Annotated in this window: 38 protein-coding genes; all 38 read right to left on the reverse strand. The window is 65.6% G+C overall.

The features are described from left to right. Window position 1: 1 nt before the first annotated feature. The 38 genes from WMK75_RS09205 to rpsJ all read right to left on the reverse strand — a co-directional run bounded on the left by WMK75_RS09205 (window position 2) and on the right by rpsJ (window position 24,585). Window positions 2–1,255: an ABC transporter permease subunit gene (locus tag WMK75_RS09205; RefSeq protein ID WP_347267386.1), complete on the reverse strand. Its 1,254-nt coding sequence runs from the start codon at window positions 1,253–1,255 to the stop codon at window positions 2–4. A gap of 107 nt (window positions 1,256–1,362) precedes the next feature. Further along, window positions 1,363–2,388, reverse strand: a complete 1,026-nt coding sequence (locus WMK75_RS09210) for an amino acid ABC transporter substrate-binding protein (RefSeq protein WP_347267387.1) — start codon at window positions 2,386–2,388, stop codon at window positions 1,363–1,365. 147 nt (window positions 2,389–2,535) lie between these two features. Then, on the reverse strand, window positions 2,536–3,246 hold the full coding sequence (locus tag WMK75_RS09215; RefSeq protein WP_347267388.1) for an ATP12 family protein: 711 nt from the start codon (window positions 3,244–3,246) through the stop codon (window positions 2,536–2,538). Next, entirely contained in the window at window positions 3,239–3,898 is a 660-nt protein-coding gene (locus WMK75_RS09220) for an HAD-IA family hydrolase (RefSeq protein ID WP_347267389.1), read from the reverse strand. Before WMK75_RS09220 ends, WMK75_RS09215 begins: the two co-directional genes overlap by 8 nt. Further along, window positions 3,895–4,941: an RluA family pseudouridine synthase gene (locus WMK75_RS09225; protein WP_347267390.1), complete on the reverse strand. Its 1,047-nt coding sequence runs from the start codon at window positions 4,939–4,941 to the stop codon at window positions 3,895–3,897. Before WMK75_RS09225 ends, WMK75_RS09220 begins: the two co-directional genes overlap by 4 nt. Next, window positions 4,938–5,312 (reverse strand): fluoride efflux transporter CrcB, encoded by a 375-nt coding sequence (gene crcB / locus WMK75_RS09230; protein ID WP_347267391.1) that lies wholly within the window; start codon window positions 5,310–5,312, stop codon window positions 4,938–4,940. Before crcB ends, WMK75_RS09225 begins: the two co-directional genes overlap by 4 nt. Beyond that, complete coding sequence (locus tag WMK75_RS09235) at window positions 5,309–6,634, reverse strand: replication-associated recombination protein A (protein WP_347267392.1); 1,326 nt, start codon at window positions 6,632–6,634, stop codon at window positions 5,309–5,311. The genes crcB and WMK75_RS09235 overlap by 4 nt, the downstream gene beginning before the upstream one ends. Window positions 6,635–6,693: 59 nt before the next feature. Further along, on the reverse strand, window positions 6,694–7,284 hold the full coding sequence (locus WMK75_RS09240) for an acyl-homoserine-lactone synthase (RefSeq protein WP_347267393.1): 591 nt from the start codon (window positions 7,282–7,284) through the stop codon (window positions 6,694–6,696). 62 nt (window positions 7,285–7,346) lie between these two features. Then, window positions 7,347–7,958, reverse strand: a complete 612-nt coding sequence (locus tag WMK75_RS09245) for an autoinducer binding domain-containing protein (RefSeq protein WP_347267394.1) — start codon at window positions 7,956–7,958, stop codon at window positions 7,347–7,349. 349 nt (window positions 7,959–8,307) lie between these two features. Beyond that, window positions 8,308–8,727 (reverse strand): 50S ribosomal protein L17, encoded by a 420-nt coding sequence (rplQ, locus tag WMK75_RS09250; RefSeq protein WP_347267395.1) that lies wholly within the window; start codon window positions 8,725–8,727, stop codon window positions 8,308–8,310. Window positions 8,728–8,837: 110 nt separating this feature from the next. After that, on the reverse strand, window positions 8,838–9,854 hold the full coding sequence (locus tag WMK75_RS09255; RefSeq protein WP_347267396.1) for a DNA-directed RNA polymerase subunit alpha: 1,017 nt from the start codon (window positions 9,852–9,854) through the stop codon (window positions 8,838–8,840). A 118-nt stretch (window positions 9,855–9,972) separates the two neighbouring features. Continuing rightward, window positions 9,973–10,362, reverse strand: a complete 390-nt coding sequence (gene rpsK, locus WMK75_RS09260) for a 30S ribosomal protein S11 (RefSeq protein WP_028713553.1) — start codon at window positions 10,360–10,362, stop codon at window positions 9,973–9,975. 12 nt (window positions 10,363–10,374) lie between these two features. Next, window positions 10,375–10,743 (reverse strand): 30S ribosomal protein S13, encoded by a 369-nt coding sequence (gene rpsM / locus WMK75_RS09265; protein WP_347267397.1) that lies wholly within the window; start codon window positions 10,741–10,743, stop codon window positions 10,375–10,377. Window positions 10,744–10,899: 156 nt separating this feature from the next. Further along, window positions 10,900–11,562, reverse strand: coding sequence for an adenylate kinase (locus WMK75_RS09270; RefSeq protein ID WP_347267398.1), 663 nt, complete (start codon window positions 11,560–11,562; stop codon window positions 10,900–10,902). Between the two features lie 37 nt (window positions 11,563–11,599). Beyond that, the gene (secY, locus tag WMK75_RS09275; protein ID WP_347267399.1) at window positions 11,600–12,973 is read right to left on the reverse strand and encodes a preprotein translocase subunit SecY; all 1,374 of its coding nucleotides are present in this window, start codon (window positions 12,971–12,973) and stop codon (window positions 11,600–11,602) included. Between the two features lie 104 nt (window positions 12,974–13,077). Then, window positions 13,078–13,563, reverse strand: coding sequence for a 50S ribosomal protein L15 (rplO, locus tag WMK75_RS09280; protein ID WP_347267400.1), 486 nt, complete (start codon window positions 13,561–13,563; stop codon window positions 13,078–13,080). Between the two features lie 175 nt (window positions 13,564–13,738). Next, a complete protein-coding gene (locus WMK75_RS09285; protein ID WP_347267401.1) occupies window positions 13,739–14,482 on the reverse strand; it encodes a hypothetical protein in 744 nt (247 codons plus the stop codon). A 24-nt stretch (window positions 14,483–14,506) separates the two neighbouring features. Then, window positions 14,507–15,250, reverse strand: coding sequence for a hypothetical protein (locus tag WMK75_RS09290; RefSeq protein WP_347267402.1), 744 nt, complete (start codon window positions 15,248–15,250; stop codon window positions 14,507–14,509). Window positions 15,251–15,383: 133 nt separating this feature from the next. After that, the gene (gene rpmD / locus WMK75_RS09295) at window positions 15,384–15,572 is read right to left on the reverse strand and encodes a 50S ribosomal protein L30 (protein ID WP_347267403.1); all 189 of its coding nucleotides are present in this window, start codon (window positions 15,570–15,572) and stop codon (window positions 15,384–15,386) included. A gap of 11 nt (window positions 15,573–15,583) precedes the next feature. Beyond that, window positions 15,584–16,150, reverse strand: coding sequence for a 30S ribosomal protein S5 (gene rpsE / locus WMK75_RS09300; protein ID WP_347267404.1), 567 nt, complete (start codon window positions 16,148–16,150; stop codon window positions 15,584–15,586). 113 nt (window positions 16,151–16,263) lie between these two features. After that, complete coding sequence (gene rplR, locus WMK75_RS09305) at window positions 16,264–16,623, reverse strand: 50S ribosomal protein L18 (RefSeq protein ID WP_347267405.1); 360 nt, start codon at window positions 16,621–16,623, stop codon at window positions 16,264–16,266. A 12-nt stretch (window positions 16,624–16,635) separates the two neighbouring features. Continuing rightward, window positions 16,636–17,169, reverse strand: a complete 534-nt coding sequence (gene rplF, locus WMK75_RS09310) for a 50S ribosomal protein L6 (protein WP_347267406.1) — start codon at window positions 17,167–17,169, stop codon at window positions 16,636–16,638. Window positions 17,170–17,180: 11 nt separating this feature from the next. Then, on the reverse strand, window positions 17,181–17,579 hold the full coding sequence (gene rpsH / locus WMK75_RS09315; RefSeq protein ID WP_347267407.1) for a 30S ribosomal protein S8: 399 nt from the start codon (window positions 17,577–17,579) through the stop codon (window positions 17,181–17,183). 9 nt (window positions 17,580–17,588) lie between these two features. After that, window positions 17,589–17,894 carry a 30S ribosomal protein S14 gene (rpsN, locus tag WMK75_RS09320; RefSeq protein ID WP_347267408.1) on the reverse strand — a complete coding sequence of 102 codons (306 nt, stop codon included), beginning with the start codon at window positions 17,892–17,894 and terminating at the stop codon, window positions 17,589–17,591. Window positions 17,895–17,912: 18 nt separating this feature from the next. Further along, window positions 17,913–18,473, reverse strand: a complete 561-nt coding sequence (gene rplE / locus WMK75_RS09325) for a 50S ribosomal protein L5 (RefSeq protein WP_347267409.1) — start codon at window positions 18,471–18,473, stop codon at window positions 17,913–17,915. Continuing rightward, window positions 18,473–18,778 (reverse strand): 50S ribosomal protein L24, encoded by a 306-nt coding sequence (rplX, locus tag WMK75_RS09330; protein ID WP_347267410.1) that lies wholly within the window; start codon window positions 18,776–18,778, stop codon window positions 18,473–18,475. Before rplX ends, rplE begins: the two co-directional genes overlap by 1 nt. Beyond that, window positions 18,778–19,146, reverse strand: a complete 369-nt coding sequence (rplN, locus tag WMK75_RS09335) for a 50S ribosomal protein L14 (RefSeq protein ID WP_020951873.1) — start codon at window positions 19,144–19,146, stop codon at window positions 18,778–18,780. The genes rplX and rplN overlap by 1 nt, the downstream gene beginning before the upstream one ends. Before the next feature lie 74 nt (window positions 19,147–19,220). Continuing rightward, window positions 19,221–19,460, reverse strand: coding sequence for a 30S ribosomal protein S17 (rpsQ, locus tag WMK75_RS09340; RefSeq protein WP_347267411.1), 240 nt, complete (start codon window positions 19,458–19,460; stop codon window positions 19,221–19,223). A 12-nt stretch (window positions 19,461–19,472) separates the two neighbouring features. Next, window positions 19,473–19,679: a 50S ribosomal protein L29 gene (rpmC, locus tag WMK75_RS09345; protein ID WP_058097362.1), complete on the reverse strand. Its 207-nt coding sequence runs from the start codon at window positions 19,677–19,679 to the stop codon at window positions 19,473–19,475. 192 nt (window positions 19,680–19,871) lie between these two features. Beyond that, window positions 19,872–20,285 (reverse strand): 50S ribosomal protein L16, encoded by a 414-nt coding sequence (rplP, locus tag WMK75_RS09350; RefSeq protein WP_347267412.1) that lies wholly within the window; start codon window positions 20,283–20,285, stop codon window positions 19,872–19,874. Window positions 20,286–20,297: 12 nt separating this feature from the next. Then, window positions 20,298–21,014: a 30S ribosomal protein S3 gene (rpsC, locus tag WMK75_RS09355; RefSeq protein WP_347267413.1), complete on the reverse strand. Its 717-nt coding sequence runs from the start codon at window positions 21,012–21,014 to the stop codon at window positions 20,298–20,300. Then, window positions 21,014–21,394, reverse strand: coding sequence for a 50S ribosomal protein L22 (rplV, locus tag WMK75_RS09360; protein WP_347267414.1), 381 nt, complete (start codon window positions 21,392–21,394; stop codon window positions 21,014–21,016). Before rplV ends, rpsC begins: the two co-directional genes overlap by 1 nt. A gap of 5 nt (window positions 21,395–21,399) precedes the next feature. Further along, window positions 21,400–21,678 (reverse strand): 30S ribosomal protein S19, encoded by a 279-nt coding sequence (gene rpsS / locus WMK75_RS09365; RefSeq protein WP_347267415.1) that lies wholly within the window; start codon window positions 21,676–21,678, stop codon window positions 21,400–21,402. A gap of 3 nt (window positions 21,679–21,681) precedes the next feature. Further along, window positions 21,682–22,521: a 50S ribosomal protein L2 gene (gene rplB / locus WMK75_RS09370; RefSeq protein ID WP_347267416.1), complete on the reverse strand. Its 840-nt coding sequence runs from the start codon at window positions 22,519–22,521 to the stop codon at window positions 21,682–21,684. Between the two features lie 94 nt (window positions 22,522–22,615). Further along, window positions 22,616–22,912, reverse strand: coding sequence for a 50S ribosomal protein L23 (locus tag WMK75_RS09375; RefSeq protein ID WP_347267417.1), 297 nt, complete (start codon window positions 22,910–22,912; stop codon window positions 22,616–22,618). Then, complete coding sequence (gene rplD / locus WMK75_RS09380) at window positions 22,909–23,529, reverse strand: 50S ribosomal protein L4 (protein WP_347267418.1); 621 nt, start codon at window positions 23,527–23,529, stop codon at window positions 22,909–22,911. The genes WMK75_RS09375 and rplD overlap by 4 nt, the downstream gene beginning before the upstream one ends. Continuing rightward, window positions 23,529–24,266, reverse strand: coding sequence for a 50S ribosomal protein L3 (gene rplC / locus WMK75_RS09385; RefSeq protein ID WP_347267419.1), 738 nt, complete (start codon window positions 24,264–24,266; stop codon window positions 23,529–23,531). Before rplC ends, rplD begins: the two co-directional genes overlap by 1 nt. Window positions 24,267–24,276: 10 nt before the next feature. Continuing rightward, the gene (gene rpsJ, locus WMK75_RS09390; RefSeq protein ID WP_010400227.1) at window positions 24,277–24,585 is read right to left on the reverse strand and encodes a 30S ribosomal protein S10; all 309 of its coding nucleotides are present in this window, start codon (window positions 24,583–24,585) and stop codon (window positions 24,277–24,279) included. Window positions 24,586–25,315 lie beyond the last annotated feature (730 nt).

Consider the following 25,315-nt stretch of genomic DNA (forward strand, 5'->3'; position numbering starts at 1 on the left):
CTCAGCGCTCCTTCAGCCGCACGCTGGCATTGAACACGTTCATGCCGCCCGAGATGATCAGGCAAAGCGCCAGATAGATCCCCATCATCAGCACCATGCATTCCATTTCGCGCCCGGTCTGGTTCAGCGTCGTGCCGCCCAGCGTGCCGCGCAGATCCATGTAGCCGACCGCGATGGCCAGCGAGCTGTTCTTGGTCAGGTTCAGATATTGCGAGATCAGCGGCGGCACGATCACCCGCAGCGCCTGCGGCAGCACCACCAGCGACATGGTCCGGTGCGGGCGCAGCCCCAGGGCAAAGGCGGCCTCGCTCTGGCCGCGGCTGACCGCCTGGATGCCGGCGCGCACGATCTCGGCGATGAAGGCGCCGGTGTAAAGCGTCAGCGCCAGCCACAGCACGACGAAGGCATTGTCAAGGTTGATGCCCTCGGCAAAGTTGAAGCCGCGCAGCACCGGCCGGATCAGATGCAGGCCGAAATACCAGGTCAGGACCGCGGGCGGCAGGACAAAGATCGCAAGGCTTTTCCACCAGGTCGTCGGCCGCACCCCGCTTTCGTCCTGCAGGCGATGGGCGCGGGCGCGCAGCAGGCGATAGGCCGCGATACTGGCGATCAGCGCCACGACATAGGCAATCAGCGCCCAGCTGATGCCCTCGCGCCCGATGGCCAGCGTCGCCGGCGGATTGGTCATGCCCAGGGACGGGATGGCGGTATAGCGGTTGGTCGGGGCGATGGTGTCGAACAGGATCATGCCCGCGGCCGGGTTCTCGCCGCGATAGGCGTTGGGCGGCGGCATCACCTCGGTAAAGATCGCGAGGATCACCAGGATCCACAGCAGCAGCGGGATGTTGCGAAACACCTCGACATAGAAGGTCATCAGCCGCGCGATCAGCCAGTTCGACGACAGCCGCAGCACCCCCACGAACACGCCCAGCACCGTCGCGGCGATGCAGCCCAGTACCGAGACCAGCAGCGTGTTCAGCAGCCCGACCACCGCGGCGCGCAGATGCGTGTCGTCGGAATTGAACGGAATCAGCTGCTGCGGGATGTCATAGCCCGCCCGCCGGAACAGGAAATCGAAGCTGATGGTCTTGCCCATAGTCTGCAGGTTGTAGATCGTGTTGTTGATCAGCCAGCTGGCCGCCAGCATCACCAGGATGAAGACGACCGCCTGCAGCGTCAGCGCGCGATAGCGCCGGTCGTAGATCAGCATCGACAGTCGGAACGGCGGGTTCTCCGCCTCCGGATAGGTCACCATGGCATTACCCCCCTGTGGCCGGCGGGGTTCGGGTCTTGTGACCTCTGGGCCGGCCTCGTGCTGCCGGCGCGCGAGGGGTTCTCCCGCGCGCCCGCCTCATGCCCGGCTCAGCGGAAGGGCATCGCATACATCAGGCCACCCTGGGTCCATTGCGCGTTCAGCCCGCGCGCCAGCCCGATCGGGGTCTGCTCGCCGATGGTGGCGGCAAAGATCTCGCCATAATTGCCATTGGCCTTGATGGCGCGCCTGGCCCATTCGGCATCCAGCCCGATCATCTTGCCCAGGTCGTCGCTGCTGCCCAGCAGGCGCTGCACCTCGGGGTTTTGCGAGGATTTCGCCAGTTCGTCGATATTGGCCGAGGTGATGCCGTATTCCTCGGCGGCGATCAGCGCGTAAAGCGTCCAGCGGGCGATGTCGCCCCAGTTGTTGTCGCCATGGCGCACCGCCGGGGCCAGCGGCTCTTTCGAGATGATCTCGGGCAGGATGATGTGGTTTTCCGGATCGGCAAAGGCGGCGCGTGTCGCGGCCAGGCCCGAGGCGTCGGTGGTATAGGCGTCGCAGGCGCCGGCCAGATACTGCTGCTCGCCCTCGGCATTGCTGTCGATGTTCACCGCCTCGTATTTCATGCCGTTCGACTTGAAGTAATCCGCCAGGTTCAGTTCCGTGGTGGTGCCGGTCTGGATGCAGATCGTGGCGCCGTCCAGTTCCTTGGCCGAGCTGACCCCCAGATCCTTGCGCACCATGAAGCCCTGGCCGTCGTAATAGTTCACCCCGATGAAATCGAGCTTCAGGTCGGTGTCGCGCTGGAAGGACCAGGTCGAGTTGCGCGCCAGAAGGTCCACCTCGCCCGAGGACAGGGCGGTAAAGCGCGTCTGGCCGGTGGTCGGCACGTATTTCACCTTGGTCTGGTCGCCCAGCACCGCCGCGGCCACCGCCTTGCAAAACGAGATGTCAAAGCCCGACCAGTTGCCATTGGCGTCGGGGGCGGCAAAACCGACCAGACCGGTATTGACGCCGCAGTTCAGCATGCCGCGGGCCTTGACCTCTTTCAGCGTGTCGCCTTCGCCGGCCATGGCCCCCGTCGCCACAAGAGCAAGCGCGGTCACCGAGCCGAGGAACAGGGATTTCTTCATGGATTTCCTCACTGTTGTTTTCGGGCCGGTCGGCAGGTCCCGGGTGCGGGCGATCGGCAGGCCCCTTTTGCAAGGGGCTTGCAGCGCCCCCTGGGCACCACTGTGCCGATGCACAGGCTTGCGTCAAGAATTAAGCCGAAAGCGACCCTACGTCCGGCTGAGCGACCACAGCCGCTCGGCCGCCAGCATGGCGGCCAGACGGCCGGCGGCGGCCGCCTCGGCCTCGTCGTCGCGGCCCCAGCGCTCGGCCTGAAAGCTTTCGTCGATGCGGGCCAGGGCATGGGCCTGCGCCGCACCGATGCGGCCGCGGATCACCGCCAGCCCCAGCACCAGCGAGCCGGGCAGCGTCACCAGATCGTGCAGCGCCGTCAGGCCAAAGACATCGAGCCCCGCGACCTCGGCCGCCAGCCGTGCCAGCGCCTCGGGCGGCTGCGGTACCGGGATCACACCATGGGTGATGCGCAAGGCCGCGCCCAGCGCGCTGGCGGCCCAGTCAAGCAGCGGGTCCCAGCCCGCAGCCTGGGCCAGGGCCAGCGCCTCGGGCTCATCGGCACGATAGGACAGCAGATCGGTGCTGCCATATTCGGCCAGCATCGCCGCGACGGCGCCGAATTGCGGCGTGACCTTTTCGATGGCGGAATTGGCGCCGCGGGTCAGCGGCATCAGATTGGGGTCGATCACATCGGCCTGTGCGTCCCATTCCGCGGCGATGGCCTGCGCCAGCGCCTCGGTCGGCAAAAGCAGCGCCTGCTTGCCGGGGGTGCGCAGCACCCGCGCGTCCAGCACCACCTCCCAGCCGCCGTCCCGCGCCCGGGTCCCGGCCTCGGTCCAGAACCGCCGCGCCTGCCATTCAGCCATCGATCCACTCCAGCAGCGCCCGGGTCAGCGCCGGATAGTCCGGGGCCACCAGCGCGGCACCGGCGGCCAAAAGCCGCTCGCGCGGGTGATAGCCCCAGCCGACGCCCAGCGCCCGCGTCCCGGCCGCCACCCCCATGGCGATGTCGAATTCCGTGTCGCCCACCATCGTCGCCTGGCCGGGGCTGACCCCGGCCTCCTCGACGGCGGCCAGCAGCATCGCCGGATGCGGTTTCGAGGGGTGGAAATCCGCCGTCTGCCGGCTGACGAACAGCCCGCCCCAGCCCCGGCTGTCGATCAGCGCATCCAGCCCGCGCCGCGCCTTGCCGGTGGCGATCGCCAGCAGCACGTCATCGCGCCCGGCCAGCAGATCAAGACAGTCCTGCGCCCCGGGATACAGCGGCGAGGCGTGCTGCGCCCGCGCCCGCTGGCAGGCGGCGCGATAGCCCGCCACGGCGCGTTCCTGCTGCGCAGGCCCGGCCTCGGGCGCCAGCGTCGCCACCGCCACCGGCAGCGACAGGCCGACAATCGAGAGCACGGTCTCGCGCGGCAGCGGCGCCAGGCCGGCCTCCTCGAAACCCGCAGCCATCGCGGCGACGATCATGTGCTGGCTGTCGATCAGCGTGCCATCGACATCGAATACGACAAGTTTCATGGCGCCTCGGCAAAGGGGTCTTCGGGCACGTCATTCTCGGACCAGCCAAGCGTCGCCCAGGTGCGCACCATGTGCTCGGGCAGCGGCGCGGTGATGGTGATCAGCTTCTTGCTGATCGGATGTTCGAAACGGATCAGGCGGGCGTGCAGGTGCAGCTTGCGGCTGATCTCTCCGCCCAGTTGCGCGCCCCAGCCGTCGCCGAGATTTTCCTGTCCCGAGCCGCCATATTTGCCGTCGCCGACGATCGGATGGCCGATCTCGGCCATATGGGCGCGCAGCTGATGCGTGCGGCCGGTGACCGGCACCATGGCGGCCCAGCTGACGCGGCTGCCCAGCGCGTCCAGCACCGCGTAATCGGTATGGGCGCGCTTGGCGCCCTCGGTCGTGGCCATCTGCGCGGGATGCACGGCGATCATCTTCTCGCCCTCGCCGCCGCGGCCGCGGCCCGGCGCCTTCACCAGCCCGTATTTGATCGAGCCCATGCGCGGGCTGGGCACGCCCGCCACCGCCGCCCAGTAGATCTTGCGCGTCAACCGGTGGCGGAAGGCCTCGGAGAGCGCGCGGGCGATGCGGTCGGTACGCGCCAGCAGCAGCACGCCCGAGGTGTCCTTGTCCAGCCGGTGCACCAGCTTGGGTCGGTCCTTGTAGCCAAACATCAAGGCCTCGGTCAGCCCGTCCACATGCCGGTCTCCCTGGCCCGAGCCCCCCTGCGAGGGCAGGCCCGGCGGCTTGTTCAGCGCGATGATATGTTCGTCGCGCCACAGCACGCAGGACTGGATCATCTCGGCGTCGCTGTGCCTGACGCGCGGCTTTGGCGCCCGGATCGCGGCAGGGGCCGCATCGGGCAGCGGCGGCACGCGCACCTCCTGCCCGGCGTCGATGCGGCTGCTGGCCTTGACGCGGCCGCCATCGACGCGCAGTTGCCCGGTGCGGCACCATTTCTCGATCGCGCCCTGGGTCAGCTGCGGAAAGCGCTTCTTCAGCCAGCGATCAAGGCGCTGCTCGCCCTCCTCGGCGGCGATGCGGATGGTCTGCACGCTCATGCGAAGACCCCCCGGCCCAGCGCCAGCCCGAGGCCGACGGCCAGCAGCGACACCGCCACCGAGGCCAGCACATAGGCCGCCGCCATGCCCGCGGCGCCGCGCTGCCACAGGCTGAGCGTGTCCAGCGCAAAGGCGGAAAACGTGGTGAATCCGCCCAGCACCCCGGTCAGCAGAAAGGGCGCCAGATGCTGGCCGCCGCGATGCGCCAGGCCCGCCGCCAGCACGCCCATCAGGAAGCAACCGGCGATATTCACCGCAAGCGTGCCCAGCGGCAGGCCGGGGGCAAGGCGCCCGGCCAGGATGTTCACGCCGTAACGCGCGCTTGAACCCAGGGCGCCGCCCAGCGCGACCTGCAGGAAAGTATGTGTCATGTCTTGCCCTCGATGCGCCGCTTGTGACGCAGGCCGGCGAACCATTCAACGCGCTTTTTCAACTCGCGCTCGAATCCGCGCTCGACCGGCAGGTAAAGAACCGGGCGTTTCATGCCCTCGGGGAAGTAGTCCTGCCCGGAGAAGGCATCCTCGGCGTCATGGTCATAGGCATAGCCCTTGCCATAGCCCTGCTCGGCCATTAGCCCGGTCGGCGCGTTCAGGATGTGCTTGGGCGGCATCTGGCTGCCCGAGCGCCGCGCCAGATCGCGCGCCTGCTTGTAGGCCGCGTAGCCCGCGTTGGATTTCGGCGCCAGCGCCAGATAGATCGCCGCCTGCGCCAGCGCCAGTTCGCCCTCGGGGCTGCCCAGGCGTTCATACAGCGCCCAGGCGTCCAGGCAATGGCGCTGCGCCGCCGGATCGGCCAGGCCGATGTCCTCGATCGCCATGCGCGTCAGGCGCCGGGCCAGATAGCGCGGGTCCTCGCCCCCCTCGAACATGCGCGCCAGCCAGTAAAGCGCCGCATCCGGGTCGCTGCCGCGGATGGATTTGTGCAGGGCCGAGATCAGGTTGTAATGCTCGTCCCCCGACTTGTCATAGCGCGCCGCGCGCCGCATCAGCCGCTGCGCCAGCTGGTCGGGGTCCAGCCGGTCCGAGAGCTTCCAGGCCATGACCTGCTCGATCAGGTTCAGCACGGCGCGGCCGTCGCCGTCGGCCATGTCCAGCAGCCGCGCGCGCGCCTCGCCGGTCAGCGGCAGCGCCCGCTGCAGCTCCTGCTCGGCGCGCTGCGCCAGGCGCTCCAGATCGGCCGGACCCAGCCGTTCCAGCACGATCACCTGCGCCCGCGACAGCAGCGCCGCGTTCAGTTCAAAGCTCGGGTTTTCCGTGGTGGCCCCGACCAGGGTGATCGTGCCGTCCTCCATATGCGGCAGGAAGCCGTCCTGCTGCGCGCGGTTGAAGCGGTGGATCTCGTCGACGAACAGCAGCGTGCCGCGCCCCTGACCCCGGCGCAGCCGCGCCGCCTCGAAGACCTTGCGCAGTTCCGGCACGCCGGAAAAGATCGCCGAGATCTGCACGAAGGCCGCCTCGGTCTCCTGCGCCAGCAGCCGCGCGATGGTGGTCTTGCCCACGCCCGGCGGCCCCCAGAGGATCAGCGAACCAAGGCTGCCCGCCGCCAGCATCGCGCCCAGCGGGCCGTCCGGGCCAAGCACCCGGTCCTGGCCGATGACATCGGCCAGCCGGGCCGGCCGGATGCGGTCGGCCAGGGGACGCGCTGCGTCGCGCGGCGGGGCGCCCGCAGGCGCGGTATCGAACAGGTCTGCCATGCGGGCACCATGTTACGGCGCCCGCAAGGCGCGCGAAAGGCCCTCGATCCATGCGCCGTTCAATGCATCTTTGTCGCGAGGTTGATCGAGACGCACTGGAAATAGCCGTCGTCGATCCAGACCACCGGGCCCATGGCCTGGGCGTCCAGCCCGCAGGGCCGCAGCCAGCGCGGCCAGGTGGCGGCAACAAGGCAGATCAGCCGCGAGGCGCCCAGCTCGCGCGCCGAGTTGGTCATCTCGGACACAAGCGTGGCATGCACCCGGCGGCGGTCGCGCTGGGGGATGGTGTGATCAACGAACAGCCGGCTCGCCTCCCAGGTGCCGGCCTCGACCGGGGCTTCGGCGTCCAGCAGGTTCTGCGGGATCGAGCCGCCCAGCAGGTCCTGCTGCGCATCGCGGATCATGTAGCTGTACATGCCGCAGCGCGCGGTCGTGGGCGTCAGGCGCACGCCGGCCAGCACGCGGCCATGTTCATGGATCGCCACCCAACGGCTCATGGGCGTGTCGTACTGGTCGAACTCCATGTCGTCGGTCTGGGGCAGGTTCCAGCGTTTCTGGACGATGAAGCTCTGCTTGCGGGCGCGGAAGATATTGGCGAACAGTTCGCCGTGATTGTGCAGGTTGGCGAAGGAAAGGGTGGTGGTCTGCATGGTCTTCTCCTGGGGTTGTGGTGGTGGCCCCCAGGGGTGGACCGCAGCTGCGGAGAACCGCCCTACAGCAAACGGTAATCCTTGGCCCTTTGCAGCGCCTCGGCCGTCGTGCGTGCCATCAGTCTTTCACGCGCCGATATGAGTCGAGCCTTGAACGCGCTTTCGGTAATGCCAAGTTTGGCAGCCGCTGCTGCATGACGATCCCCTTCTGCGATACACCTCAGGGCCTCTTGTTGAGCCTTGGTAAGGCTCTCCGGCGGCTCCGTGATCTCATGCAGCCGCCGAATCATTGTCGAGATCACCTCGATCTCGTCATCCGTGAATTCCCGCTTGTCATGGGCAAAGCAGCAGATCGTGCGCGACTTGATCGGGCCATGGGCGACGGCCAGACCGTAGGACAACCCGTGATCCGCGGCATCCTGCAGAATCGAGAACGGATCCGGAATCGGCAGCACGCTCCAGCGGCAGGCGCCGGTGGTCGAGAACCCCCAGGCGATGGTCGGATCGCGCAGCGCATAGGCACGTTCCGAATAGCGCTGCGCCCAGTCCTTGTTATAGGTCTGGAACTGCATCAGCGGCGCCGCAAAACGGATATGCAGCCCGATGAAATAGCCCGCGGGCGACATTTTTTTCAGCTTGGCAAGGGCTGCGTTTATTTCGGCGCGTGATGACATGACGATTTGGACAGATTGCTATTTCCTGCAGGTATCATGGAAAATGACACGGTTGCCAATGTATTCAAGCGCTACTGCGCCACCAATTGACGATTTCCGGCTTGCCCCGGGGTCAACCTGAGCCTGCGGCGGGATTCCGCCGATGCCAAACACCCGCAGCGGCCCGACCCCGGCTGCGCAATTTCTGTTTGTTTTCCGAACCCCCGGGACAACCGCTGCGGCAGGGCCTTGCTGCAGCCGCAAAAGCACCCTTGCCCGAAGAAATCCCGCACTGTGGCAAAAAAGCCCGCGACCGATGCGCGGTCGCGGGCTTAAACCTTTGCTTAACGGCGCAAAGGCGCCGCTCCGCTTACGATTCGTCGGCCGACTCTGCCTCGACGCGGGCGCGATCGGCCGCCCCCTTGGCGCTGGTGTCGCGGTCGACCAGTTCGATGATCGCCATCGGCGCCATGTCGCCATAGCGAAAGCCCGCTTTCAGGATGCGGACATAGCCGCCCTGGCGGTCCTTGTAGCGGGCACCCAGCACGTCGAACAGTTTGGCGACATGCTGGTCCTGCTTCAGCTGTGCATCGGCCTGGCGGCGCGCGTGCAGGTCGCCGCGCTTCGCCAGCGTGATCAGCTTCTCGACGATCGGGCGCAGTTCCTTGGCCTTGGGCAGGGTGGTCTTGATCTGCTCATGCTCGATCAGCGAGCCGGCCATATTGGCGAAAAGCGCCTTGCGGTGCTCGTGGGTGCGGTTCAGGCGGCGATAGCCGCGGGCGTGACGCATGATGGTCTCCTATGACGTGTTTTCTTTGTCCGGCAGCCCATGCGTTGCGGGCCGCTCTCCTTGGGGCGGGATTGCCCGGATTCCGGGGGCGCGCACGCCCCCGGTATGGCTCAGAACTGGTCGTCGAAGCGCTTGGCCAGATCCTCGATGTTCTCCGGCGGCCAGTCCACGACATCCATGCCGAGGTGCAGGCCCATGCCCGAGAGCACTTCCTTGATCTCATTGAGCGACTTGCGGCCGAAGTTCGGGGTGCGCAGCATCTCGGCCTCGGTCTTCTGGATCAGGTCGCCGATATAGACGATATTGTCGTTCTTCAGGCAGTTCGCCGAACGCACCGACAGTTCCAGCTCGTCGACCTTCTTCAGCAGGCGCGGGTCGAACTCCAGCCCGTCCTCGGCGTCCGAACGCGTCGCGGTCTCGGGCTCCTCGAAGTTCACGAAGACCGAGAGCTGGTCCTGGATGATGCGCGCGGCATAGGCCACGGCGTCTTCCGGGGTCAGCGAACCGTCGGTCTCGACCTTCATCGTCAGCTTGTCATAGTCCAGCACCTGGCCCTCGCGGGTCGGTGCGACCTCATAGCTGACACGCTTGACCGGCGAGAAGATGGCATCGACCGGGATCAGGCCGATCGGCGCATCCTCGGGACGGTTCTTGTCGGCCGCGACATAGCCCTTGCCGTTCTGCACGGTCAGTTCCATGTGCAGCTCGGCGCCGTCGTCGAGATGGCAGATGACATGCTCGCGGTTCAGGATGGTGATGCCGGCGGTTTCCTGGATGTCGCCGGCCTTGACCTCGCCCGGACCCTTGGCCGACAGCGCCAGGCGCTTGGGCGTGTCCACGTCCATCTTCAGCGTCACGCCCTTGAGGTTCAGGACGATGTCGGTCACATCCTCGCGCACGCCGGGCACCGAGGAAAATTCGTGCAGCACGTTGTCGATCTGCACCGAGGTGATTGCGGCGCCCTGCAGCGAGGACAGAAGCACCCGGCGCAGCGCGTTGCCCAGCGTCAGCCCGAAGCCGCGCTCCAGCGGCTCGGCGACGACGGTGGCCACGCGCGTGGCATCGGCGCCCGGTCTGACTTCAAGCTGGGCGGGCTTGATGAGTTCGCCCCAGTTCTTGTGGATCATGCGTTGCCTCCATTCCAGTTTCCGATCCATGACCGGTGATCGGAAACACCCGAGGTAAAAAGGGAAAAAGCGCCCGCGCGGGAATCCCCCACGCGGAACGCGTCCAATTCCTGCGGGATCAGACCCGGCGGCGCTTTGGCGGGCGGCAGCCGTTATGCGCGATCGGCGTCACGTCACGGATGGCCGTGATGTTGAAGCCGACGGCGGCCAGCGCGCGCAGCGCCGATTCGCGGCCCGAACCGGGGCCCTGCACTTCGACCTCCAGCGTACGCACGCCGTGTTCCTGCGCCTTGCGGCCCGCGTCTTCGGCGGCCATCTGCGCGGCATAGGGGGTCGATTTGCGCGAGCCCTTGAAGCCCATGGTGCCGGCCGACGACCACGAGATCGCATTGCCCTGCACGTCCGAGATCAGGATCTTGGTATTGTTGAAGGACGAGTTCACATGCGCCACGCCGGTGGCGATGTTCTTGCGTTCCTTGCGCTTGATGCGGGTTTTATCGCGTGCCATGTCCGTTCCCCCTTACTTCTTCTTGCCGGCGATCGGTTTCGCCGGGCCCTTGCGGGTGCGGGCATTGGTGTGGGTGCGCTGACCGCGAACCGGCAGGCCGCGGCGGTGGCGCAGGCCACGATAGGAACCCAGGTCCATCATGCGCTTGATGTTCATCTGGGTCTCGCGACGCAGGTCGCCTTCGACGGTGTAATTGGCGTCGATGTATTCGCGGATCTTCAGAACCTCGGCATCCGACAGTTCGTTGACGCGCCGGGCCGGGTCGATGCCGACGCCCGCGATGATCTCCTCGGCGAATTTCGGGCCGATGCCATGGATATAGGTCAGTGCGATCGGGACGCGTTTCCCGGTCGGAATGTTGACGCCAGCAATACGAGCCACGCGTTTTTCCTTTTCATCGTTGCGGTTCCGTAGCCCCGGAACCTTTTTTCACAACCAAAGACCCGAAAGCCTCGCTCTCGGGTCTTGAAGCGACACCCGGACCTCCGGATGATTCCCTGGCGGGATGCTGCGGATTAGGGGATTTGCCCGCCGAGGTCAACCCCGGCCCGCAAGCCCGTCCATGACCCTGGCCACGGCCGCGGCAACCTCGTCGATCTCGGCCAGGCCGTCCACCGCATGCAGGTTGCCCTTGACGTGGTAGTAACCGACCAGGGGCGAGGTTTTCTTGTAATATTCCATCAGCCGGGTCTTGAGGCTTTCGGCATTGTCATCGGCGCGCCGGCGCAGGTCGGCCGAGCCGCAGACATCGCATTTGCCGGCTTCCCTGGTCGGCCGGGTCTGGTCGTGATAGACCTCGCCGCAATTGCCGCAGGTGTAGCGGCCCGAGACGCGCGCCACCAGCGCGGCATCGTCCACCCGCATCTCGATCACCGCATTGATGCGCTGGTCCATCTCGGCCATCAGCGCCTGCAGCGCATCGGCCTGGGCCAGGGTGCGCGGGAAGCCGTCAAAGATGAAGCCGTTGCCGCCCTGGCCCAGCTTCTCGCGGATCAGGCCGATGACGATCTCGTCGGTGACCAGCTCTCCCCGGTCCATGACCGCGGCGACGCGCTGGCCCATCTCGGTGCCGGAACTGCGCGCCTCGCGCAGCATGTCGCCGGTCGAGAGCTGGACCAGCCCGCGGTCCTCGATCAGGCGCCTGGCCTGGGTGCCCTTGCCTGCGCCCGGCGGGCCCAGCAGAATGATGTTGATCGGCATGTCGTCCCTCTCCTAGCCCCCAGTGACGGGTTTTCCCTCAGCGGCGCGCCGGCGCCTTGCGCGGCTTGGCGGCACCGGTCTTGCCGCGCCGGCCGCGAAGCTGCGATTTCTCGATCAGACCCTCGTATTGATGCGCCAGCAAGTGGCTTTGCACCTGGCTGATCGTGTCCATGACCACCGCCACCACGATCAGCACCGAGGTGCCGCCGAAATAGAACGGGATCGCCAGCTGGTCGCGGATGATCTCGGGCAGCAGGCAGACGAAGGCCAGATAGGCCGAACCGATCACCAGCACGCGGTTCACCACATAGGTCAGATAGTCCTCGGTGCGCTTGCCCGGGCGGATGCCGGGAACAAAGCCGCCCTGGTTCTTCAGGTTCTCGGCCACGTCGTCAGGCTTGAAGCTGACGTTGAAGGTGTAGAAAAAGGTGAAGAACACGATCATCGCCGCAAAGAAGATCAGGTAAAGCGGCTGACCGGGGCCGAAATAGGCCAGGATCGTGGACATGATCGGGCCGGTCTGGTTGCCCGAGAAGGTCGAGATGGTGATCGGCAGCAGCAGAAGCGAGCTGGCAAAGATCGCCGGGATCACCCCCGCCGGGTTCACCTTGATCGGCAGATGCGAGGACTGGCCGTCATAGATCTTCATCCCGACCTGGCGGCGCGGATACTGGATGTGGATCTTGCGCAGCGCGCGTTCCATGAACACCACGAAGGCGACGACCACGGCGATCATCACCATCACGCCCAGGATCACCGGGGTGGACACGGCGCCAGTGCGGCCCTGTGCCAGGAACTGCGCCAGCTGCGCCGGGATCTCGGCGACGATGCCGACGAAGATGATCAGCGAGATGCCGTTGCCGATGCCGCGGGCGGTGATCTGCTCGCCCACCCACATCAGGAACATGGTGCCGCCGACCAGGGTGATGACCACCGAGGCGCGGAAGAACATGCCCGGGTCATGTGCCAGATTGCCGGCCTCGAGGCTGACCGCCAGGCCCCAGGCCTGAAACAGCGCCAGGGCCACGGTGGCATAGCGCGTATACTGGTTGATCTTCTTGCGCCCCTGCTCGCCCTCTTTCTTGAGCTGCTCGAGCGCCGGCACCATCGAGGTCAGAAGCTGCACGATGATCGAGGCCGAGATATAGGGCATGATGCCCAGGGCAAAGACCCCCATCCGCCCCAGCGCACCGCCGGTGAACATCGAGAGAATCCCCCCGATGCCGGCCTGCGCCTGGTCCATGAAGTTGCGCAGCGCCGCGCCGTCGATGCCCGGCACCGGGATATAGGTGCCCAGACGATAGATGATGAGAAGGCCCAGGGTGAACCAGATCCTCTGGCGCAGCTCGGTCGCCTTGCCAAACGCGCCCCAGGAAAGGTTCGATGCCATCTGTTCTGCGGCTGACGCCATTCTTGTGCCCCTTCGTGGCAGCGCCGCCGGATCGTCTCCCGATCCCGCGGCGCCTGGAAAACTTGCAAGCCTGTCTATTGGGCGCGAGCGCGCCCTTCAACAGCTTATTCGGCCGCAGCGTCTTCTTTCACCGCGCGGGTGAGGGTGATCTTGCCGCCGGCCTTGCCGATCGCCTCGACGGCGGCCTTCGACGCGCCGGCCACGGTCAGATCCAGCGCCGCGGTCAGCTCGCCCTTGGCCAGGACGCGCACACCGTCCAGCTTGCGGCGGATGACCCCCGCGGCCACCAGCGCATCCTCGGTCACCGCGGCGGCCGCATCCAGCTTGCCGGCGTCGACGAAGGCCTGCAGCTGGCCGAGGTTGACCAGCGCGAATTCCAGCCGGTTGGGCTTGCTGAAGCCGCGCTTGGGCAGGCGGCGATAAAGCGGCATCTGGCCGCCTTCGTAGCCGTTCAGCGCCACACCGGAACGCGAGGTCTGACCCTTGATGCCCCGGCCGGCGGTCTTGCCCTTGCCCGAGCCGGGGCCGCGCGCCACACGCTTTTTCTTGCGGTTCGCGCCTTCGTTGTCGCGGATTTCATGCAGTTTCATATCGCTTCTCCTTGAAGCCGGAAGCGCCCCAGGAAGCGTAGGGGGGCGGACACGGCATTTCTTGCTTGTTCGAATCGTCCGCGCAAATGCGAGACGAGCGCTTTTACGCTTGAAGCGCCGCAGACTCAAGCCGCTTGGGCGAGGTTTGCGGCGCGACAGACCGACGCGGAGGGTCTCAGTCGGCAGGCAACTGGGCCGTGACATAGCCCACCTGGCCGATCACCGTGTTCCGGCCCCATTTCCGCGCCTTGAGCACGCCGTTCACGATGTAGAGCTTCCTGATCTCGTATTCGTCCCAATCGCCATCCGGGTTCCTGATCATGATGAGCCCATTCTCGGCAAACCGATTGCCGGGGATATGGCGGAAAAGCACCGGGTCCGCATTCGCGCCCAAATTGGCCATCATCGCATCAATTTCGGCGTAATCGGTCACCCGCTCGTCCTCGAAATAGCACACCCCCTCATAGGCGCCGACGCCGATCGCGGTCACCGCCCCGGCAAGCACCGTCACCGGCGACATCAAAATTGCGCCCGCAGTGCCGATGGCGCCGGCAGTTCCGCCCATGATGCCGACCGTTCCGGCCGCCGAGGCACCCCCGGCGGTCGATGCCAGCATCGTCAGCCCCGATGTCGCATGGGTCAGCGTGTAAAAGCCCGCGGCCTTCATGCCCAAGCCCGCGGCGGCGGCAGCACCGCCGCCCGCGGCGGCGGCCCCGGCGCCGCCGCCCCCGATCAACTGGCTTGGCCGCCAGTCACAGGCGCCGGCTTGGGCAAATGACACCGAGGAAATCAGCCAGATCATGGCATAACGGCAAATGGTCAACATCGCAAACGCTCCTGAAATCTGGACGGAGCGTCGCATGCGGGGGGGGGGGGGGGGGGGGCAATCTGTCCTTTCCGTCAGATCGGCGGCCCGCACGGCCCTGCCCGTTTCGGCAAGGCCTCAGAACTCCAGCCAGGTGCCGATCTTCAGCGCCGTCTCGCCGGTGCCGGACAGCGGCGCGACAAGCCCCGCCTCAAGGCTGACCGGGCCCGGCAGGTCATGCACCGCCGAGATCGAGAGCTTGCTGGCGAATCCGGTATCGTCGCGCTCCTCAAAGCGGAACTGGTTGATCAGCATGAGCGATTCGGTTGCGTGCCAGCCCAGGGTCAGTTCGGCCTTGGCCGAGGTCTCGGGCGTCAGGTAGGACAGAAGTCCCGCGTCGCTGGCCACCAGATCGTGCAGTTCCGCCTGATCCTTCATCGCGCCGGCCACGCTGAGCCGCGCCTCGGCCGAAAGCCAGCCGCCGCCGGGGATGTGCTCGACCAGCGGCAGGGCGTCGAACCCCCTGCCCCAGCCGGCGGCGATCTGCAGCATGGGCAGGTATTCGCCGTCCCGCGCCAGCAAGCCGGTGCCCAGGGACAGCGCCAGCCGGTCCGGGCCCTGGCCGTCATCCAGCGCCCGCTGCCACCAGAACATCAGGCTGGTCTCGCGCCCGCTGCTGCGGCCAAGTTCGGCCCCCAGCGTGTCGCGCGCACCAAGCCCGTATTCACCGTAAAGCGCCACATAGCTGTTGCCGTCGCGGTCGCCCTCGGCCGAAAGCGAGACGAATCCCTTGCCCTCGGCCCGCGGCCAAGGGTTGGCCGCAGCCCCGCCCGCAGACAGCAGGGACAGAAGCAATGCAAGGCAGCCGAATGCGCGTGCCATCCTGGGTCCCCGGCGCGACCTGCGCCAGCAACCAAGCCTAGCGGCGCCTGGTTAGCGAAAGGTTAACGCCGAAAGCTGAAAGCGCCCAGGAGGCGATCCGGGGCGCTTTCGATGTCGCGGGAAGCGGGCTGGATCAGCCGCGCTCCTCGATGATGATGGCCAGATGCGGGATCTTGGCGACCATGCCGCGGATCGCCGGAGTGTCCTCCAGCTCGCGCGTGCGGTTCATCTTGTTCAGCCCGAGGCCCTTCAGCGTCTCGCGCTGGATGGCCGGACGGCGGATCGGCGAGCCGATCTGCTTGACGACGATGGTTTTGGCCATTCTGCCTCTCCTTACGCTTCGACGGCGGCGTCAGCCGGCTTGTCGTTCGAGGGCAGGATCTCAGCCACCTTCTTGCCGCGGCGCTGCGCGACGTTACGGGGCGAGGCTTCCTTCTTCAGACCGTCCAGCGTGGCGCGGATCATGTTGTAGGGGTTCTGCGAGCCCTGCGACTTGGCCACCACGTCCTGGACGCCCAGCATCTCGAACACGGCGCGCATCGGACCGCCGGCGATGATGCCGGTCCCCGGAACGGCGGTGCGCATGATCACCTTGCCGGCGCCGTGACGGCCCTCGACATCGTGATGCAGCGTGCGGCCGTCACGCAGCGGCACGCGAACCAGGCTGCGCTTCGCCTGTTCGGTGGCCTTGCGGATCGCCTCGGGCACTTCTTTCGCCTTGCCCTTGCCAAAGCCGACGCGGCCGCGCTGGTCGCCCACGACCACCAGGGCCGCAAAGCCAAAGCGCTTGCCGCCCTTGACGGTCTTCGAGACGCGGTTGATCGCGACCAGGCGATCGGCGAATTCCGGGGTTTCCTCGCGCTCTTCGCGGCGGCCCCGGCGGTTGTCACGTTCTGCCATCAGGCATTCCTTGTCATCTGGCGCGACCCGCGCCGTTGCTGTCAATCCAGGTGGGCCATCCCGCAAGGAACGGCCCCCGGATCATCGGGGTGGCGCGGACGCCACCCGCAGGATCAGAACTTCAGGCCGCCTTCGCGGGCGGCATCGGCCAGCGCCTTGACCTTGCCGTGGAACAGGAAGCCGCCACGGTCGAAGATCACGTCCTCGACGCCGGCAGCCTTCGCGCGCTCTGCAATCGCCGAGCCGATCCTGGCCGCGGCTTCCAGGTTGTTCTTGCCGACAACGCCCAGATCCTTTTCCAGCGACGAGGCAGAGGCCAGGGTGACCCCCTTCACGTCGTCGATCAGTTGCACGCTGATGTTCTTGGAAGAACGGTGGACGGACAGCCGCGGACGACCGTCCGAGATAGCCCGCAGTTTGTTCCGCACGCGCAGGCGGCGCTTCAGGAACAGCTCTCGTTTGTTCAGTGCCATTTCTCGCGCCCCTTACTTCTTCTTGCCTTCCTTGCGGAAGACGACCTCACCCTTGTAGCGGATGCCCTTGCCCTTGTAGGGCTCGGGGCGGCGCCACTCGCGGATGTTCGCGGCGACCTGGCCGACCAGCTGCTGGTCGATGCCTTCCACCACGATTTCGGTCTGCTTCGGCGAGGTGATCGTCACGCCTTCGGGCGTTTCGAAGTTCACGTCATGCGAATAGCCCAGCTGCAGCTTCAGGGTCTTGCCCTGCATCGAGGCGCGGTAACCCACGCCCTGGATTTCCAGCTCCTTCTTAAAGCCGGTGCTGACGCCGATGGTCAGATTCTCGACCATCGAGCGGGTCATGCCCCACTGCTGGCGCGCACGCTTGGAAAGACCGCGCGGCGTAACCTGCACCGCACCCTCTTCCAGCGAAAGCGTCACATCGTCGGTCGCGACAAAGCTGCGGGTGCCTTTCGGCCCCTTCACCTCGATCGACTGGCCCTTGATCTCTGCGGTCACGCCTTTGGGAAGGGCGACCGGTTTCTTACCAATCCGAGACATCCCTGCCCTCCTTAGAACACGGTGCAGAGGACTTCGCCGCCGACATTGGCGTTGCGAGCCGCTGCATCCGACATCACGCCTTTCGGCGTCGAGACGATGGACACGCCGAGGCCATTGCGGACCTGCGGGATTTCCCTGACCGAGGCATAGACGCGGCGGCCAGGCTTGGACACGCGCGCCAGTTCCCGGATCACCGGAGTGCCTTCGAAGTATTTCAGACCGATTTCCAGCTCGGTGTGACCCGAGGGGGTTTCGACCGATTCATAGCCACGGATGTAGCCTTCGGCCTTCAGCACGTCCAGGACCCAGGCGCGCAGTTTCGAGGCCGGGGTGCGGACGGTGGACTTGCCGCGCATCTGCGCGTTGCGGATGCGGGTCAGCATATCGCCGAGAGGATCGTTCATCAGCATAATGCCCCCTTACCAGCTCGATTTGACCAGGCCGGGGATCTGACCGAACGAGCCGAGCTCGCGCAGCATGATCCGCGACAGTTTCAGTTTGCGATAATACGCATGCGGACGGCCGGTCAGCTGGCAGCGGTTGTGCAGGCGCGTGACCGAGGAGTTGCGCGGCAGTTCAGCCAGTTTCAGGCTGGCCTTGAAGCGCTCTTCCATCGGACGCGACTGGTCGTGGATGACCTCGTTCAGCGCGGCTCGCTTGGCGGCATATTTCGCGACCAGGCGCTCACGCTTCTTCTCGCGCTCGACCATGGATTTCTTAGCCATATCTTCGTACCTCCGCGATCAGCTGTTGAAGGGCATGTTGAAATGCTTCAACAGCGACTTCGCTTCCGCGTCGGTCGGCGCGGTGGTGCAGATGATGATGTCCATCCCCAGAACTTCGTCGACCTTGTCGAAGTTGATTTCCGGGAACACGATGTGCTCCTTCAGGCCCATGGCGAAATTGCCGCGGCCGTCGAAGGAACTGCCCTTGACGCCGCGAAAGTCGCGGACGCGGGGCAGCGCGATGTTGATCAGGCGGTCGAGGAATTCATACATCCGGGCGCCGCGCAGCGTGACCTTGCAGCCCAGCGGCATCTCCTCGCGCACACGAAAACCGGCGATCGACTTCTTGGCGTGGGTGATGACGGCCTTCTGACCCGCGATCAGCGACAGCTCTTCCGCGCCCTGCTTGACCTTCTTGGTGTCCTTGACGGCCTCGCCGATGCCCATGTTCAGGACGATCTTGTCCAGACGCGGGATCTGCATGTCGTTCTTGTAGCCGAACTCTTCCTTCATGGCTGCACGAATCTGGTCATTGTACAGCGACTTGAGGCGCGGCGTGTAGGTGGCTTGGTCCAGCATCAGATCGCATCCCCAGTGGTCTTGGCGAAACGCACCTTCTTGCCGTCTTCCATGCGGAAGCCGACGCGGGTCGCTTTGCCGTTCTTGTCCATCAGCGCGAGGTTCGACAGGTCGATCGGCATGGCCTTGGCCACGCGGCCGCCCTGGCTGGTCTGCGACTGACGCTGGTGACGGATGGCGATGTTCACGCCGTCAACCACGGCCTTGTTCTCTTTCGGGAACACCGTGGTGATCTCGCCCTGCTTGCCCTTGTCCTTGCCGGCCAGCACGACGACCTTGTCGCCCTTTTTCAGCTTGGCAGCCATTACAGCACCTCCGGCGCGAGCGAGATGATCTTCATGAAGTTCTTGGCACGCAGCTCGCGCACGACCGGCCCGAAGATACGGGTGCCGACCGGCTCGCCCTGGTTGTTCAGGATGACGGCGGCGTTGCGGTCGAAACGGATCGAGGTGCCATCCTCGCGTTTCACTTCCTTGGCGGTGCGCACGACGACGGCCTTGCGAACGTCACCCTTCTTCACGCGACCTTTCGGAATCGCCTCCTTGACCGACACCACGATGATGTCGCCCACGGATGCGTAGCGGCGGTGCGAACCGCCCAGAACCTTGATGCACTGCACCCGGCGCGCGCCGGAGTTGTCAGCGACATCCAGATTGGTCTGCATCTGGATCATTGGGTTACTCCCGACCTTTGGGGACCGCCACGACCTGGATCATGGCCCGGCCCCAGGGTATCGATTAACTGGCGTCAGACCGAGGCTTCGGTCAGCACGGTCCAGCGCTTGGTCTTCGAGATCGGCGCACATTCGACGATGCGAACGATGTCCCCGACCTTGAACTGGTTTTCCGCGTCATGTGCGCGGTATTTCTTCGACGAACGCACGGTCTTTTGCAGCAGCGGGTGCTTGAAGCGGCGCTCGACCAGCACGGTGACGGTCTGCGCGTTCTTGTCGCTGGTGACGCGGCCTTGCAGGATGCGTTTGGGCATGGGCCGGACTCCTCAGTTCGACGCCGCGGCTGCCGCCGCTTTCTGGTTCAGAATGGTTTTCACCCGGGCGACATCGCGACGCACGGCACGCATGCGGGCGGTCGACTCGAGCTGGCCGGTGGCCTGCTGGAAGCGCAGGTTGAACGCTTCCTTTTTCAGCGCGAGCAGCTGTTCCTTCAGCTGGTCCGGCGTCTTGTCTTTCAGTTCCTGCGCTTTCATGCGCCTGTTCCTTTCAACATCACCGGAGAGCCCCTGCAGCGCAGGGCCACCCTGATTCCGGTGGAGTTTCGTGATGAAGGCTTGCCCATACAGGCTATGCCGGGTCTTGGCAACCCCGATTGTCGCCGGGGCCGCAATGGCGGCGCCCCGCCACTTGGGCGGGGCGTCAATGTCTTTGGCGCGCGGGCCGGATTACCAGTCTTCGCGGGCCACGATGCGGGTCAGCACCGGCAGCTTGTTCGCACCCAGGCGCAGGGCCTCGCGGGCGATCTCGTCGGACACGCCGTCGATCTCGAACATGATGCGGCCGGGGTGCACGCGGGCGGCCCAGAAATCGACCGAGCCCTTGCCCTTGCCCATCCGCACTTCGGTCGGCTTCGAGGAAACCGGCACATCCGGGAAGATCCGGATCCAGACCCGGCCCTGACGCTTCATGTGGCGGGTGATCGCGCGGCGGGCCGCCTCGATCTGACGGGCGGTCACCCGCTCCGGCTCGGTGGCCTTCAGCGCGTAGGAGCCGAAGTTCAGGTTGAACCCGCCCTTGGCCTCGCCATGGATGCGGCCCTTGTGCTGTTTGCGGAACTTCGTCCGTTTCGGTTGCAGCATTGCTTCTTCTCCTTAGCGCGCGTCGCGGTCACGGCGCGGACCGCGCGGCGCCGGACCTTCTTGCGCCTCGGCGGCGCGGCGGTCGCGGGCCTGCGGATCATGCTCCATGATCTCGCCCTTGAAGATCCAGACCTTCACGCCGATGATCCCGTAGGGGGTCGAGGCTTCCGACAGCGCATAGTCGATGTCGGCGCGCAGCGTGTGCAGCGGCACGCGGCCCTCGCGGTACCATTCGGTGCGGGCGATCTCGGCGCCGCCCAGACGGCCCGAGACGTTCACCCGGATGCCGAGCGCGCCGATGCGCATGGCGTTCTGCACCGAGCGCTTCATGGCGCGACGGAACGAGACGCGGCGCTCGAGCTGCTGGGCGATGGATTCCGCGACCAACTGCGCGTCCAGTTCCGGCTTGCGGACCTCGACGATGTTGAGGTGCAGTTCCGAGGCGGTGAAATTCGCCAGCTTCTTGCGCAGGGTCTCGATGTCGGCGCCTTTCTTGCCGATGATGACACCCGGGCGCGCGGCATGGATCGTGACGCGGCACTTCTTGTGCGGACGCTCGATGATGACGCGGCTGACGCCGGCCTGCTTGGCTTCCTTGTGGATGAAATCGCGGATTTTCAGGTCTTCCAGCAGCAGATTGCCGTAGTCCCTGTCATCCGCATACCAGCGGCTGTCCCAGGTGCGGTTGACCTGAAGACGCATTCCGATCGGGTTGACCTTCTGACCCATTATGCGTGCTCCTCGACCTGACGCACCTTGATGGTGATTTCCGAAAACGGCTTCATGATCTTGCCGTAACGACCACGGGCGCGCGGGCGGCCACGCTTCATGACCAGGTTCTTGCCGACCCAGGCCTCGGCGACAACCAGGTTGTCCACGTCGAGGTTGTGGTTGTTCTCGGCATTGGCGATGGCCGACTGCAGGCATTTCTTCACGTCGACGGCGATGCGCTTGTGCGAGAAGGTCAGATCGGCCAGCGCCTTGTCCACCTTCTTGCCACGGATCAGCGCCGCGACCAGATTCAGCTTCTGCGGCGAGGTGCGAAGCATCTTCAGCTTGGCAAACGCCTCGTTGTCCGCCACGCGGCGCGGATTGTTTTCCTTACCCATGACGATTACTTCCTTTTCGCTTTCTTGTCGGCGGCGTGACCGTAATAGGTCCGGGTCGGCGAATACTCACCGAACTTCTGGCCGATCATCTCCTCGGTCACGGCGACCGGGATATGCTTCTTGCCATTGTAGACGCCGAAGGTCAGGCCGACGAACTGCGGCAGGATGGTCGAACGGCGCGACCAGATCTTGATCACATCCGACTTGCCGGCTTCGCGGGCTTTCTCGGCCTTGCGAAGCACATAGGCGTCGACAAAGGGGCCCTTCCAGATAGAACGTGCCATGGATCAGCGCCCCTTCTTCTTGGCGTGACGCGACCGCAGGATGTACTTGTCGGTCGATTTGTTCGTGCGGGTCTTGTTGCCCTTGGTGCCCTTGCCCCAGGGGGTGACCGGGTGACGACCGCCCGAGGTCCGGCCTTCACCACCACCATGCGGGTGGTCGATCGGGTTCATCGCGACGCCGCGCACGCTCGGACGGATGCCCTTGTGGCGGTTGCGCCCGGCCTTGCCGAGGTTCTGGTTCGAGTGGTCGGCGTTCGACACGGCGCCGATGGTCGCCATGCATTCCTGGCGCACCAGGCGCAGTTCGCCCGACGACAGGCGGATCTGGGCATAACCGCCGTCGCGGCCGACGAACTGGGCATAGGTGCCGGCCGAACGTGCGATCTGGCCGCCCTTGCCGGGCTTCAGTTCGACGTTGTGGACGATCGTGCCGATCGGCATGCCCGAGAAGGGCATGGCGTTGCCGGGCTTCACGTCGACCTTGGCGCCGGCGATCACCTTGTCGCCCACGGCCAGACGCTGCGGCGCCAGGATATAGGCCTGCTCGCCGTCTTCGTATTTGATCAGCGCGATGAAGGCGGTGCGGTTGGGATCGTATTCGATCCGCTCGACCGTCGCTGCGACATCGAACTTGCTGCGCTTGAAATCGACGATGCGGTAAAGACGCTTCGCCCCGCCGCCCTGGCGGCGCATGGTGATCCGTCCGGTATTGTTCCGGCCGCCGTGCTTGGTCAAACCCTCGGTGAGGGATTTGACCGGGCGCCCTTTCCAAAGCTCCGAACGGTCGATCAGAACCAGCCCGCGCTGGCCAGGCGTAGTCGGCTTGTACGACTTGAGTGCCATCTTTCTGTCTTCCGTTGCTTTGGACCGTTGCTGGTCCGTTTCAGTCAAATGCCTGCGGCCCCGCTGCCGGGGCCGCAGATCCGCAGGCGTCCTGTCAGAGGCCGGTCGACACGTCGATGCTGTTGCCAGCCTCAAGCGTCACATAGGCCTTCTTGACATCCGAGCGCACGCCCGGACGGCCCTTGAAGCGCTTGGTCTTGCCCTTGGTGATGGTGGTGTTGACCGCCTTCACCTTGACGTTGAACAGGGCCTCGACCGCATCCTTGATCACCGGCTTGCTCGCGTCCTTGGCGACCTGAAAGACGAAGGCATTCGCCTCGCCGGCCATGGTCGCCTTCTCGGTGATGAGCGGCTTCACGATCACGTCGTAATGTTCGGGCTTCGTGGTCATTTCAGACGGGCCTCCAGGGCTTCGACCCCGGCGCGCGTCAGCACGAGCGTGTCGCGGCGCAGGATGTCATAGACATTGGCACCCATCGAGGGCAGCACATCGACGCCCTCGAGGTTGCGGGCGGCGCGGGCGAAGTTCTCGTTCACTTCGGCGCCGTCGATCACCAGAACGCGCTTCCAGCCGTTTTCCCGGACCGCTTTCGCCACGGCCGAGGTCTTGGCATCCGCGATGTTCAGGCTGTCGACGATGACCAGCTCGCCCGCGGCAACCTTCGCCGACAGCGCGTGCTTCAGGCCAAGGGCGCGGACCTTCTTGGGCAGGTCGAAGGCGTGCGAACGCGGGGTCGGACCCTTGTAGACGCCGCCGTGACGGAAGATCGGCGCCTTGCGCGAGCCGTGGCGGGCGCCGCCGGTGCCCTTCTGGCGGTAGATCTTCTTGGTCGAATAGCTGACATCCGACTTGCCCAGCACCGAATGGGTCCCGGCCTGCGCCTTGGCGCGCTGCCAGCGCACCACGCGGTGCAGCAGGTCCGCACGCGGCTCCAGCCCGAAGATGTCGTCGCACAGGTCGATGTCCCCGGCCTTGCCGGCATCGAGCGTGATAACGTCGAGTTTCATCAGTTGTCTCCTTCGGGCGCGGCAGCTTCGGCCACCGGGGCCTCGGCCTGGGCGGCAGCCTTGGAACGGGTCGCGGCGGGGAACACGGTGTTCTCGGCCAGCGGCTTCTTCACGGCGTCCTTGATGGTGACCCAGCCGCCCTTGGAACCCGGGACCGAACCCTTGACCATGATCAGGCCACGTTCGGAATCGGTGCGCACGACCTGCAGGTTCTGCGTGGTCACGCGCACGGCACCCAGATGGCCCGCCATCTTCTTGCCCTTGAACACCTTGCCGGGGTCCTGGCACTGGCCGGTCGAACCGTGCGAGCGGTGCGAGATCGACACGCCGTGCGAGGCGCGCAGACCGCCGAAATTGTGGCGCTTCATGCCACCGGCAAAGCCCTTGCCGATCGAGGTGCCGGCGATGTCGACATACTGGCCGGCGAAATAGTGGTCGGCGACGATTTCCTCGCCCACTTCCACCAGGTTCTCCGGGGTGACGCGGAATTCCGCTATCTTGCGCTTGGGGGCCACATTCGCCTTGGCGAAATGGCCGCGCATGGCGCCGGTCACGCGCTTGGCCTTCGCCTCGCCCGCACCCAGTTGCAGCGCCACATAGCCGTCTGTCTCGACGGTGCGTTGCGCGATGACCTGCACGTTGTCGACGTGCAGCACGGTGACGGGAACCTGCTTCCCGTCCTCCAGGAACAGCCGGGTCATGCCCAGCTTCTTGGCGATTACACCAGTCCGCAGCATGGCAGCCTCCTCAGACCTTGATCTCGACATCGACGCCCGCGGCGAGGTCGAGCTTCATCAGCGCGTCCACGGTCTGCGGGGTCGGGTCAACGATGTCCAGCAGACGCTTGTGCGTGCGGATCTCCCACTGGTCACGCGACTTCTTGTCGATATGCGGACCGCGCAGAACGGTGAATTTCTCGATCTTGTTGGGCAGCGGAATCGGGCCACGGACCTGAGCGCCGGTGCGCTTGGCGGTGTTGACGATTTCCTGCGTGCTGGCATCCAGGACGCGATAATCGAACGCCTTCAACCGGATGCGGATATTCTGGCTTTGCATTCTCATCCCTCTGGCGGGGAGTTCAAGTTGAGAGGCTGACGACACACCACGCGTCGCCAGCGTCGAACCGTATAAAACAGCGGCAGGCCGCCTTGGTGGCGGCCCTGCCTGATGGCCGCCGATTCTCGAGAAGCCGGCAGCGATGCGGTCCTATGCCGGAAACGAGTCGCGGCGTCAAGCGGGAGGGGGTGGCGAGGCCGATCCGCGTCGGAAAAGCGATGTCGCGACCTTCGAACGGCGCACGACCCAGGAGGCCATTACTTCACGCCTCTTGCGTAGGTGACACCATCAAGATGATGTGGGCCGGCATCTGCGAGGTGCCTCTGCAGCGCACGTCGGACCTCAGATCGAAAGAGAGATTGTTGCCACGCCGTGCACTGGTCATTCGACTCTCCTCAATTGGCTGATATTACAAAAGCGCCCACCTTGATTTTGTCGCCATCACACAAGGATCCACGCCTGAACAACTTGCGTGCAGGGGCGGGCATCCCCGCCATCTCGACGCGACGAACAAGATCTTCCTGACTGCCTGAACCGCAAGCAGCGTGTTGACCAGTCCTCCGTCTCGGCCCCACACGCGAGCGGGCCGCCCCTTCCGGGGCGGCCCTTTGAACCCATGCAGCAGGCGCGGCGACAACCCCGCGCCCCGCACCATTACTTCAGGATCTTGGCCACCACGCCGGCGCCGACGGTGCGGCCGCCTTCGCGGATGGCGAAGCGCAGCTTCTCT

This window comes from Paracoccus sp. (in: a-proteobacteria) (assembly GCF_039808215.1).
Taxonomy (GTDB): domain Bacteria; phylum Pseudomonadota; class Alphaproteobacteria; order Rhodobacterales; family Rhodobacteraceae; genus Paracoccus.